Here is a 12272-nt window from a genome sequence, read left to right as displayed (position 1 = left end):
ATATTTCCAGCTTGCTTGTCTGTACCCATGAATTTGCTCAAAGAGTTTGTGTTCAATCCCCCAGAATGCAAAATTCCCCTAGATCGCCCGCCCCTAGAAACCCTACCTCAGTGGGGACATTGGCTAGAAACACCAGAGATGATGGTAGCCATGATTCCGCCGGGACATTTAGAAGTGAATATTCGTTCACCCCTAAACCTTGTGGTTACGAGTTTTGGAGAGGCTCAGGGAATTGCTGCTTTTAATAGCGATCGCCTGCAACCTTACCAAGCACTACCAGGAGGTTTTGATATTGTGCCCAATGGTACTACTTATAGTTCAGTGGAAGATGCTGCAAATTTCCTGGTGTTTGGATATTCCCAGTCTTTTCTTGAGCGCATAGTCAAAGTTGAAGCCGAAGGACAGACAATTGAATTACAGCCGGGACAAATTCTCAAAACTCATTGGGGTTTGAGTGCAGCGATCGCCATTCAAGAATTTTTTGATAATGGACAAATTGGCGGTGCATTTTACTTAGAATCAGTCGCCACATCTGTTTTGGCACAGATCGTTTACCGACGTTCCAACCTATCAGGGCGATTCAAACGTCCCCCAGAATTTTTAGATCCCAACTTGCTCAAAGTTGTTCTCGAATATATTAGAGCGCATCTATCTCAAGAACTTAAGCTAAACGAAATTGCCGCCATAATTGGATTTAGTCCTTATCATTTTGCACGCGCCTTTAAAGTCACAACTGGAATGTCACCTTATCAATATGTGCTGCGGTGTCGATTAGAATTTGCTCAACAACTGTTACGCAATCAGCAGCTTTCACTAGTACAAGTCGCAGCGGAAGCCGGATTTGGTAACCAGAGTCACATGACATCTGTATTTCAACGAATGCTGCATATAACTCCCAAGCGTTATCAGCAAGAAATAACTGGTGTTTCAACATCTCCAGGCTGTTAGATCATCCACCACCAAGGGAAAACTTAAAGTAAGGGAACTCCAAAAAATAAATTATTCCGTTAAACGTTGACTGTTGACAGTTGACGGTTCACAGTTAACAGTCAACCATCAACAGTGAACAATAGCAATGGAATATTTTTTTACTTGGAAGTCCCTTAGCCCTAGTTGGGAAAACTCTGATTTTATAACAGTCGCATGAAAATCTTCAGCGATCGCGAAAGTTTCATCACAAAACCGAATTCTGCAAATCCTTTTAGAGAATTCGCAGTTCGAGCAACATTTTCTGATTTTTCTGAAATATGTCAGATATTTGTATTTGCTGTTGAATATTATAAAAATAAAGGTATTAAACAATGGGATAAAGATTACGATTTAGGCAAAATATTTCACCATATTAATCAAGGAGAGACTTATATAGTTAGAAATGAATCTGGAATTTTACTATGTACTTTTACAGTTAGTAAATTACTGCCTGACTATTATCCTGCATCATTAACTAAAGATGATAAGATGTGGCTGGTTAAAAGTTTATGTACTAATTTACAACAAACTAGCCTGATTGGCAGAAAAGTCATACCCCAAATCATTAAAACTGCTATTCAGCATCAGATTACACAAATATATTTAGACTGTGTAATGGCTAATCCAGCATTAGAGAGTTTATATCAAAGATATGGTTTTAAACGTATAGCAATAGTTAATCATCCAAAATACAACCAAGACATGGCTATTATGGCATTGAATATGTAGGTAAGAAATTGTTCAATAAATGAATTGTGAGATGAGTTTTAGCTACAATTGTTAATAGCAATCTCATACCAATTCTCTGTGAATTCAGACTAGATTATATACATTTTTATATTGAATTGGTATAAATTTTGTTGATAGAATGAGAATTTATCCCATATAAAACTATGGCACAGCAGGAAACTCCACTCACTGGGGAAGCGTTGATTAAAGAAGTTTGCCGTCGGATTCGAGTAGCCCGCAGCTATTGGGATGCTCATAATAACGCTGCTTGTCGAGGTGAGCGCGATCGCGCATTGGCACTTTACAACACATTAACAAAAGAAGAAAAACAGCAGATACCACAAGTGTTGCGGGTATGGCTGCGCTATCGCAGTGAGAAATATTTTGGCGCACATCGAACACCACCCAAGTCAGCAAGACGAAAATCAAAATAGAGCCACCAGAGCGATCGCTAATATTTTATGGTATTGGAGAGCGAATATAACCCCATTTCCTACCTTCAAAGTAGTAGTCAATAATCGGAATATTAGAAATATCAAAACCAATATTTTGCAACCATTTACCTGTCATGTTTATCCTCGCAATACCATCCTAAAAAGTCTCAATCCAAGAAAGCTCTGGCTTAATAGATAAAAGGAAATCGCTTTGGATATTTTGATTTTGGCGGAAGAAAATTTTCGTTTTACGGCTTTAACAACAGTGAACCGGGAATGATGACTCTGTTGGTGGGTAGCTTTTTTGACTAACCGAAAATAATTTAATCTGAAAAATGCAACCACAGAGAGTAGCTTGGTGAGATTGCTTCAACAATACAATAATAAATTCACCCATTGACTCAATCTGTGGTGTGATGGCAAAGCCGAATAATTGCATCAATATGTTAGACATATTGCTAACTCAATTTAGTTAAAAATTTTGGTTAATAGTATCTAGTAGTTTTCAAGTAAAGAATTTTTCCTGAAATTTCCAGGATTACTGATTAATTAGGCATTCATATGAAAAAATTGATTCGAGGTTTGCGCCAATTTAAAAGTAGCTACGTTCAAGCACATGAAGAATTGTTTGAACAACTTTCGCACGGTCAAAAGCCTAGAGTACTATTTATTACTTGCTCAGATTCACGTATCGATCCCAACTTAATAACCCAAGCTGGGTTAGGTGAATTGTTTGTGATTCGTAATGCAGGTAATATTATTCCACCATTTGGTGCTACTAATGGTGGTGAAGGAGCAACAATCGAATATGCGATTCAAGCATTAGATATTCAACAAATTATTGTCTGTGGTCACTCACACTGTGGTGCTATGAAAGGGTTAATGAAGTTAGACAGCTTGCGGGTAGAAATGCCCCTTGTATATGAATGGCTCAAGTACGCAGAAGCAACTCGAAGATTAGTAAAAGACAACTACAGCCAATACGAAGGGGAAGAACTTTTAGAAATTATTATTGCTGAGAATGTACTCACCCAAATCGAAAATCTCAGAACTTATCCAGTAATTCGTTCTAAACTCCATCAAGGACAACTCCATATTTATGCTTGGATTTATCAAATTGAGACAGGAGAAATTTTGGCATACGATCCCTACAAACATGCCTATGTCTTGCCTCAAACTCAGCTTTCTCCATCAGTAATAGATGAGCATTTACTGAATTCAAATGTAACTAATAATGAGGATGTACATTTACATAAAATTCAACCACAGGTTTTGCAATTACCCCAGGAAATCTCTAATTCAGAATCTGAACGTTTTCCCATGACAGAACTTTCTCCAGAGCAAGTGGAGCGAATTTATCGAGGCTCAAAAATCAAGTAAAAATGTAGTAACAAAATAAACTTTGAGAAACATACTATTGATGTGTACGCCTATTGACTAATAATTCACTGTAGAATTTTGTTTGTATTAATTATCACATTTTTTTAATATCATTCCCACTTTGGAAAGGTTCAAGCTAGAGGAGAAAGAGGCAACTACAGTACACAACGTGTTAAATTTAACTCCAATCGGTCTAGTTAACCTTTCGTTACATACTTATAAATTTTCCCGCCGACTTACTTATACTCATGCAACCCTATAATCTGTAGAGATTGTTTTGCAGTCGCTACATTTTTTAATGTCTGAGGAAAACACTTAAACATTAACCTTGACAGTCATTGCAAGAACCCTGAAGTTGATTCAGGGTATGCAAAACACGGAAATGGGAACCCTGAAGTTGCTACACAATCAATGCATTCATTTTCATGGCGATCGCATTTGAAAATTGGTGTAGTGAAAAAGCGATCGCACTTTTTGAATTAAGCTGGAAAAGCGATCGCATTTTTGAACTACGAATCCTGCAATTTTTTCAGCATGTCATCTGTAATAGGATTCTTCCCAGCCTTGAGGTCTTTAACCCAGCTTTGCCTTTGTGTTTTGATATCTTTATCGTCAGTCCAGGCGATGTAGGCTTCAAAGTCAGCAATTGCGCCTTGATAGTCGCCTGTTAAAGCGCGCGCCAAGCCACGGCGATCGCGAATATCGCCGTGGCTTGGCGCAAGCTTCACGGCTTGGTTACAAGCAAACATCACATCTGCTGCTTGTTTTTGCAAACTACCTTTGCGGCATAATTTATCCCAATCATCAGCAGAGATTTCGACTTTTGGATCTAACTGTTGAGCTTTGGTATAAGCTGCTAATGCTTCCTTAAACTTATCTTCTCTGATCAGGCTTGCTCCTTGCTCAACTAAAATAGAAGCTACTTTTGTCTTTGGTTTAAAGTCTAAACTGGAGTCTAGTTGTAATGCTTGCTGAAAATTAGCAATTGCACCGTCAAGATTGCCTGCTTGTACTAGGCTCTCACCTTTTTCCACTAAGACTGAAGCATTTGCCAATTGTTTTGCTCTTGCTTGGGGGTCAAATTTTAAGCTGGGATTCCATTCTAATGCTTGGCGGAACTTGGCAATAGCAAGATTAATATCTTGATTCCGGGCTAATTCTTCACCTTGGGTAACTAATGCTGGTGCTGCTGCTTTTTTAATAGCTGGAGTTTGGCAGGCTTTAAGGTTTTGCAGTACATCTGGATGGATAGCTAGGTAATTATTCAGCCGTTGACAACCACTGGCTAATAAATTATCTAAATCAAAATCCCATAAAATTACTGTGCTGTCTTGACTGGCAGAGGCAATGGTTTTGCCATCGGGACTAAAACTCACACCCCTGACAGCATCCCTATGCCCCTTGAGAGTTTTGGGTGGTTTGCCAGAGATGTCCCAGAGTTTGATTGTGCGGTCAGAACTGACGGAGGCAATGGTCTTGCCGTCGGAACTAAAACTCACACCCCTGACCCAATCGCTATGCCCCTTGAGAGTTTTGAGTAGTTTGCCAGAGATGTCCCAGAGTTTGACTGTGCTGTCATGACTGGCAGAGGCAATGGTTTTGCCGTCGGCACTGAAGCTCAAACTAGAGACACCACTGCTATGCCCCTTGAGAGTTTTGAGTAGTTTGCCAGAGATATCCCAGAGCTTGACTGTGCTGTCATCACTTGCTGTGGCAATGGTCTTGCCGTCGGCACTGAAACTTACACCCCAGACAGAACCGCTATGCCCCTTGAGAGTTTTGAGTAGTTTGCCGGAGATGTCCCAGAGTTTGACTGTGCTGTCATAACTTGCAGAGGCAATGGTTTTGCCGTCGGCACTGAAACTCACACTATTGACACCACGGCTATGCCCCTTGAAAGTTTTGAGTAGTTTGCCGGAGATGTCCCAGAGTTTGACTGTCCTGTCATGACTGGCAGAGGCAATGGTTTTACCATCGGCACTAAAACTCACACCCAAAACAGAACCGCTATGGCCTTTGAGAGTATTGAGTAGTTTGCCAGAGATGTTCCAGAGTTTGACTGTTGTGTCATCACTGGCTGTGGCAATGGTTTTACCGTCGGGATTGAAACTCACACTATTGACACCACGGCTATGCCCCTTGAGTATTTTGAGTAGTTTGCCGGAGATGTCCCAGAGTTTAACTGTGCTGTCATAACTTGCAGAGGCAATGGTTTTGCCGTCGGCACTGAAACTCAGACCCAAGACATAACTGTTATGCCCCTTGAGAGTTTTGAGTAGTTTGCCAGAGATATCCCAGAGTTTGACTGTACTGTCAGCACTTGCAGTGGCAATAGTCTTGCCGTTGGGACTGAAAATCACACTAAAGACATTACTGCTATGCCCCTTGAGAGTATTGAGTAGTTTGCCAGAGATGTCCCAGAGTTTGACTGTGCGGTCATCACTTGCAGTAGCAATGGTCTTGCCGTCGGCACTGAAACTCACACCCCTGACCCAATCGCTATGCCCCTTGAAAGTTTTGAGTAGTTTGCCAGATATGTCCCAGAGTTTGACTGTGTTGTCAGCACTTGCAGAGGCAATGGTTTTACCGTCGGGACTGAAACTCAAACTAAAGACATTACTGCTATGCCCCTTGAAAGTTTTGAGTAATTTGCCAGAGATGTCCCAGAGTTTGACTGTGTTGTCAGCACTTGCTGTGGCAATGGTTTTGCCGTCGGGACTAAAACTTACACTTAAGACATAACTGCTATGCCCCTTGAGAGTTTTGAGTAGTTTGCCAGAGATATTCCAGAGTTTGATTGTGCTGTCAGCACTTGCTGTGGCAATGGTTTTGCCGTCGGTACTAAAACTCACACTTAAGACATAACCGCTATGTCCCTGGAGAGTTTTGAGTAGTTTGCCAGAGATGTCCCAGAGTTTGACTGTGCTGTCATAACTTGCAGTAGCAATGGTCTTGTCGTCGGGACTGAAATGTACACTAGAAACACCACTGCTATGCTCTTCTAACCTGTTAAGTTCTCTAAATTTATTTTCGTCTGGTTGTAAGTACACCGCCTGTCTTAACGCGGCAATTGTCTGTCTTCGGGTGCTTGGGGTTGCCAATTCGGCATCTTTTAGGTTTCCTCCTGCCTTTAAGCCTTCTATGAGGGCATCAAAGTTTTGCTCTGAAAGAAAAAACGCTTCACTAGAATTTGTCAGGGCGTTAATTTCACTAACATCTGCTTGTTTTCTTTGCTCTTCTGCCCTACGCGCTGCATCCCAGGCGGTAACTGCTAACCCAGCCAATACCAATCCGGCTGCAACTGAACCCATCAAGGCGCGTTTGAGAAAGCTATTAAGTTTGGCTTCACTAATTTTTCTTTGTTTTCTTTCTGCTTCCAGTTCCGCCATCACCTGCTTTAACTTCGGTTCTTGTTGCTGACGGATAAAGGCGGCTAAATAATCATGCACCAATTGATAACGGTCTGCTGGTTTTTCTGGTAATAAAACTACTAAGCCAGATTTAACAAAAATCTCTAATATTAAATTTAATCGACTGGCGTTTAAAACTTGATAATTCGATCCCCCCGCCTGGGTTGACCCCCTTAATAAGGGGGTAGAAGGAGCGATCATATTATTGCCCCGCTTCAGGATCGCAGAAGAAATATAGCCCCCCTTTTTAAGGGGGGTTGGGGGGATCTCCTCAAGCTGATCCTCACTAAACGAGAAATATGGCTGCAAATCCCTTTCTATTTCAACGCGAGTCTTCAGGGGGCGAGTTCCTTTTTCATCAGTCAGCAAATACAGCAACAATTCCGCCGCTTGCTGATTTTCTGCACCGCAGTCATTAACCACTTCTGCTAAGTAACGCTTCACCAATTCTTCTTTAGCGTTACCCCCTAATTCTTGGTACTTCGCCAAAGTTGTAATATTCTCAGTTTGCAGTTGCGCCCCTACCACCTGCAACTCAATTGGGCGCACTTCTCCCAGTTCCCCGGCTAAATCTTGAACTAGTTGGTCAATTAACTCAGGTTCTAAATAAAAGCTAGTATTCTGGGTTAAGCGCTGAATAATTGACTTAGTATCACTGGGCGAAAAATTCCCCAACTCATAAAGCACATTATTGCTGAGAATATCATTGCCAATAATCTTCAGACTCTCAAGGCGATTGCATTCTAGTAAATAATGCAAGTAATCTATCCGCAGTGACAAAATCACTTTGACAGAGAGGATGTTAAGACATTCTCCTAGGAACTCAAAAAACTGCCGTCTTTGCTTTGGTTCTGGGTAAACGAAGAAAAATTCTTCAAATTGGTCAAAAATTATTACAGTTCGCAGGTTGCGTTGTTCATTTTCTCGCAATTGAGTGAGAAGGGCGAGGGGTGAGGGGCAGGGGGCAGGGGGTGGGGGGACAAGGGGCGGTTGTGAGGTTGGATTGTTTGGTTTGGAACTTGGATTGTCGGGTGAAAAGGTGGAATTTTCGCCTTCGGAACTCGGATTATCGTGTTCGGAACTAGGATTGTCGAGTAAAAAGCTCGGATTATTATGTTCGGAACTAGGATTGTCGAGTAAAAAGCTCGGATTATTGTGTTCGGAACTCGAACTGTCGAGTAAAAAGCTCGAATTGTTGCCTTCAGAACTCGAATTGTCGAGTAAAAAGCTCGAATTGTTGCCTTCAGAACTCGAACTGTCGAGTAAAAAGCTCGGATTATTGTGTTCGGAACTCGAATTGTCGAGTAAAAAGCTCGAATTGTTGCCTTCAGAACTCGAATTGTCCAGTAAAAAAGCAGAATTGTCACTTCTTAACTCCCCCTGCTCCCTGCCCCCTGCCCCCTGCCTCTCTCCCAGCAACACGCGCCCCAACTCTTCTACCCAATTGGTATATACGCGAGTGCAAACAACTAAATTATCTTGCACGCCAATGGCTTTTTGTTTCAAAGCTGGGACTAATCCCGCATTAACTAAGGAACTTTTACCCACACCCGATTGCCCATGAATAACGATTAATTTATAATCTGGGCGACCAATACGTTCTATTAACCGTTCTACATCCAATTGACGACCAGATGCGGCGATTTCTGGAGCAATATTACCTTGATTATCTCCTGGTACTGCTGTTAAAACTTGGGTATCTAACTGTTTTGTGGCTTGTAATCTCCCTGCACCAATAAACGCCCGCAAACCAAATTGCTGCTCAATGGAACGTGCTTCTAGTTTGGCATCAAATGCTTGGATATATTGTTTTTGTTGAAAATATAAACTTTTTAATTTATCAAGAATAATCAAATAAATCTGGGGATCGTTGTCTGCGATACTTAATTCTCTAGCTTGTTCTAAATAATTAATCGCTGCTGGCTGTTGTGCTAAATTTTCTTGGGCTTGGGCGATTATTAATAATAATTTCTGGCGGTGAGCAATGATATTTAACTGGGATAATTCGGGCCGTACTAGCTGATGAGTGGCGGCGATAAATTTTAATGCTGTTTGTGCAAATTCTTGTGCTTGTTGCCAGTTATTTTGTGCTAATTCTGTTTCTGCTAAAAAACCATAATCCTGGGATATTTTTAAAGGATTATTCTCCGCTTCATGGACAGTTAAAGCTTGTTGGGCTAGGGTTTTGAGTTGTTGCCAATCTTCTAAATAGCTGAGGATAATCCCGAATTGCTCAAGGGAATTGGCAATTAAATCCGGGCATTGGGCGGTTTGAAATGCAGTTATAGCTTGTTGGAGATAATTGGTAATTGTCTCCCGATTAACCGCCGACACCCTAAAGGGTGCGGCTACATCAACGAAGGCTGCCTTCGCAGCCTCAATATCTCCAGCCTGCGAAGGCAGGCTTTGTTCTTTTAGCCCCAGGCTTCTAGCCTGCGGGCGATTTTCCCCATCATCCGCTTTAATATTTTGAGCCTGCGAAGGCAGGCTTTGTTCCGATAGCCCCAGGCTTCTAGCCTGCGGGCGATTTATCGGGCGATTTCTTTCGTCTGCTCTCGCTTTTTCGTAATAGCAAATAGTAATTTGCGCGAGTATTTTTCCTTGATATTCATAATTATTAACAGTCTGCCAATAATCTAAACTTTGATGGTAATACTCAATCGCCCCATCAAGATTTTTATGAATATATTCAACCAATCCCAAGACAAAATCACAGTTAGCTTTTAACTCTGGTGCTAAATCTTGTCCCTGATTTTGTAATTCTTGCCAAGCAGATTGAATTTCTGTGATATTTTGTAAATTTATATTTAAAACATTAGCAAATAATTGCGCTGCTGTATTTTGGAGAAACTGAGTTAAATCATCAACAGCGATCGCAAAATTTTTCGTAGTTGTCCAACTCTCTAAATCTGGCGCAATTTGCATTAATTGTTTGTGAATTTCATCGTTAATCCACATCACAATCGGGAAAGGAAAACTTTTGCGAAATTCTTCTCGCACCTGATTCGCCGCAATCAACATTTGGGGTAAGTCGTGCAATTTATCTAACCCCACAATCGTTAAAGCTTCGACATTATCCCCAAATTCCTCGCGAATGGCGGTGTAAAGCGTCCTTTGGGATGGTTTGAGAGTTAAAACGCTAATCTGGACAGAAGAAATTTCTTGTAATTTGGCAATTAAGCGATCGCGCTGTTGCACATAATTACACTTTGCCAAAATCAGCTTAAACTGCCCTACAGAAGCTTGTATAGCCCAAGCTAGTTGTTGCAAAGAGCGATCGTGGTTTATTTGGTCATTTGTCATGGGGTATGGGGCATTGGGCATGGGGCATTGGGCATTGCCTACCAAAACTATAATATGGTGGGCAATGCTTACGGGTTAGGAGGTTAATTCTCTGGCTTCGGTCAAAATCGGGTTAACATCAAACCAAGACTCGCCGCGATCGCGATATTCAAAAACAAAGCGACTGCGAATTAATTTTTGATATCCTTGATCGTCGCTAACTCGTTTTCTCTGCTTGACATGACGTAATAATTGCCATTCATCATCAGAAATTGGCATTGTCATTTCGTTGCGGCGAGAACGTATTACCTGTTCTAAGGTGTCACGAGATAAGGGAAGCGCCATTTCTTCCATAATCCAGGTGTTCAGCAGTCGCAGCAAGTCGCGGACATGACCGCCACTCATCTGACATAAGCGGTCTAAGCTACTAATATCGTCAAATATTTCTGTAATATTACTTAAACGCTCTGCTGGTAACAAATAAGGAAAAGCTCTGGCTAATACCATCTGCTGCATTAATTCCATTCCCTTTTCGTGGATGCTACCATCAGGCCACAGTACGGGAACCATCGGCAAAACTTTCGGGTCTTCGGGGAATCGCTGGGTTAAAGTGCCATAATCATTAGAAAATTTCAGCGATAGGGGCATTGTATAAACTAAGTGACAATTTAACTTAGTTAAAAATTCTCCCTGATCGACAAACAGATATTCCTGTTGCGGACGACCCCAAGATTTGACGCGGTTGTCGATGCGGTCGAGGTTATCGACAATTACCACTAAACCTTTTTTACCTTGTTGTTTGAGTTTAGCGATCGCAGGTTCTAACAGTTCGCGGTTAATGGCTTCGAGTAACTGGGTTTTCTGCGGCCCTAAATATTGATTGAGTTTTTCCCGCAATGTGGGATCGTTTTTGATTTTGGTGGTAATTTCGCCAATCCCAAAGGATAAAGACACCTTTTCCTTATCTGTCGAGTAACCCACATCCCCCAGGGGAGACTTGGCTTTAACTCCTGTAATCTCAGAGTTTAAGACTCGCCAAGCACCTTGCAGCAATTCATTAAACTTGCTGGTTTCCGCCAGAGTAATTTTATCGAGACTTTGACTAACACGGCGCGCGATCGCTAATAATACATCAGCAATATCAACATCGGTCATTTCTAAGTCTTCGCTAGACTCAAAATACACAACATGAAAGCTTTGCTTTTCCAGTTCCGCCTGTAACCTTAATAACTCCGTCGATTTTCCGCAACCAATATGTCCAGTAAATAAAGTACAGGTCGGTTCATTCGGTTTGAAAAATGTAATCTTTTGTTGCAGCTTGTTAATAATATCACCGCCCCGCACCCCGGAAAAATCTATATAGTACTTAGCATCCACTTCATTATTAATAAACAAAGTGCGGCTAGGATCGGTAGCTTGAAAGAACTTCAGTAAATCTAAGGCCATAAACTTAGTATTCTATCTATATTAGATTGGCAAAATATTCTTGTTAGCAAGAAGATATTTATTTACAGCCATTTAAGTATCTGTACTTTCTGTATATTGGGCATAGCCCATCAAAACTTGTGACACCAATTTGAAAAAAGAATGGGACAGATGGTAGAGGTATGGCAGTGCCATGACCTCTAGAATAGATTGATGTGCCGCCAACACTATTTAAATTGGTATTACGCATCATTTAAAACTCCAGTATTTATACTATACGTAATAAGCATAAATAGACAACAATCAAAAATTTTGTAAGTGTAAACTTTTGTACCGTAGACTTATATTATTTGTATTATTAATTACTAATAATATCCCTAGTTCGGTAAGCGTGATAAATGCTAGGTTTGTATATTTTCAAGTACAGCCTAAGTAGCCGTCATGAACTGCGTACACTAAAACAAATGAAAAATTGATTAATCCCCCTTGTTCCCTGCTCCCCTGCTTTTTCAAGTCAGCTAATCAGGAAAAAATCTCACTTCCCTAGCCCCTAGCCTCAAGTTAGTGAGTTTACCGAACTCATAAATAGCGGTTTTCTACACTCAATATTTTAGGGTGATTTCAGTGCGGTAATCATCATTAA

General features: G+C 41.1%; 7 protein-coding genes. 4 read left to right on the top strand and 3 right to left on the bottom strand.

Going from position 1 to position 12272, the window contains the following annotated elements; genetic code table 11:
* Positions 1 to 27 precede the first annotated feature (27 nt).
* The 3 genes from H6G41_RS27550 (at position 28) to H6G41_RS27540 (ending at position 2132) form a co-directional block, all read left to right on the top strand.
* Positions 28 to 948, top strand: coding sequence for a helix-turn-helix domain-containing protein (locus tag H6G41_RS27550; RefSeq protein ID WP_190750588.1), 921 nt, complete (start codon positions 28 to 30; stop codon positions 946 to 948).
* Positions 949 to 1143: 195 nt separating this feature from the next.
* Positions 1144 to 1698 carry a GNAT family N-acetyltransferase gene (locus H6G41_RS27545; RefSeq protein ID WP_190750586.1) on the top strand — a complete coding sequence of 185 codons (555 nt, stop codon included), beginning with the start codon at positions 1144 to 1146 and terminating at the stop codon, positions 1696 to 1698.
* A 164-nt stretch (positions 1699 to 1862) separates the two neighbouring features.
* On the top strand, positions 1863 to 2132 hold the full coding sequence (locus H6G41_RS27540) for a Precorrin-3B methylase (RefSeq protein ID WP_190750584.1): 270 nt from the start codon (positions 1863 to 1865) through the stop codon (positions 2130 to 2132).
* Positions 2133 to 2388: 256 nt separating this feature from the next.
* On the opposite strand, the gene H6G41_RS34815 is transcribed toward H6G41_RS27540, so the two are convergent.
* Positions 2389 to 2586: a hypothetical protein gene (locus H6G41_RS34815; protein WP_206756953.1), complete on the bottom strand. Its 198-nt coding sequence runs from the start codon at positions 2584 to 2586 to the stop codon at positions 2389 to 2391.
* A gap of 107 nt (positions 2587 to 2693) precedes the next feature.
* Here H6G41_RS34815 and H6G41_RS27535 point away from each other — a divergent pair, with 107 nt between their 5' ends.
* Positions 2694 to 3512: a carbonic anhydrase gene (locus H6G41_RS27535; RefSeq protein WP_190750582.1), complete on the top strand. Its 819-nt coding sequence runs from the start codon at positions 2694 to 2696 to the stop codon at positions 3510 to 3512.
* Between the two features lie 509 nt (positions 3513 to 4021).
* On the opposite strand, the gene H6G41_RS27530 is transcribed toward H6G41_RS27535, so the two are convergent.
* Positions 4022 to 10246 carry a tetratricopeptide repeat protein gene (locus H6G41_RS27530; protein WP_242038073.1) on the bottom strand — a complete coding sequence of 2075 codons (6225 nt, stop codon included), beginning with the start codon at positions 10244 to 10246 and terminating at the stop codon, positions 4022 to 4024.
* A gap of 54 nt (positions 10247 to 10300) precedes the next feature.
* Positions 10301 to 11650 carry a P-loop NTPase fold protein gene (locus tag H6G41_RS27525; RefSeq protein ID WP_190750580.1) on the bottom strand — a complete coding sequence of 450 codons (1350 nt, stop codon included), beginning with the start codon at positions 11648 to 11650 and terminating at the stop codon, positions 10301 to 10303.
* Between the last annotated feature and the right edge of the window lie 622 nt (positions 11651 to 12272).

The sequence above is a fragment of the Tolypothrix sp. FACHB-123 genome, assembly GCF_014697075.1.
GTDB lineage: Bacteria > Cyanobacteriota > Cyanobacteriia > Cyanobacteriales > Nostocaceae > Aulosira.
This window is presented reverse-complemented; position numbering and strand designations above follow the sequence as displayed.

Excerpts from the sequence above, each read along its gene's own strand:
- H6G41_RS27550 (WP_190750588.1), top strand. The coding sequence starts at position 28 with ATGAATTTGCTCAAAGAGTTTGTGTTCAATCCCCCAGAATGCAAAATT.
- H6G41_RS27545 (WP_190750586.1), top strand. The coding sequence starts at position 1,144 with ATGAAAATCTTCAGCGATCGCGAAAGTTTCATCACAAAACCGAATTCT.
- H6G41_RS27540 (WP_190750584.1), top strand. The coding sequence starts at position 1,863 with ATGGCACAGCAGGAAACTCCACTCACTGGGGAAGCGTTGATTAAAGAA.
- H6G41_RS34815 (WP_206756953.1), bottom strand. The coding sequence starts at position 2,586 with ATGTCTAACATATTGATGCAATTATTCGGCTTTGCCATCACACCACAG.
- H6G41_RS27535 (WP_190750582.1), top strand. The coding sequence starts at position 2,694 with ATGAAAAAATTGATTCGAGGTTTGCGCCAATTTAAAAGTAGCTACGTT.
- H6G41_RS27530 (WP_242038073.1), bottom strand. The coding sequence starts at position 10,246 with ATGCCCAATGCCCCATACCCCATGACAAATGACCAAATAAACCACGAT.
- H6G41_RS27525 (WP_190750580.1), bottom strand. The coding sequence starts at position 11,650 with ATGGCCTTAGATTTACTGAAGTTCTTTCAAGCTACCGATCCTAGCCGC.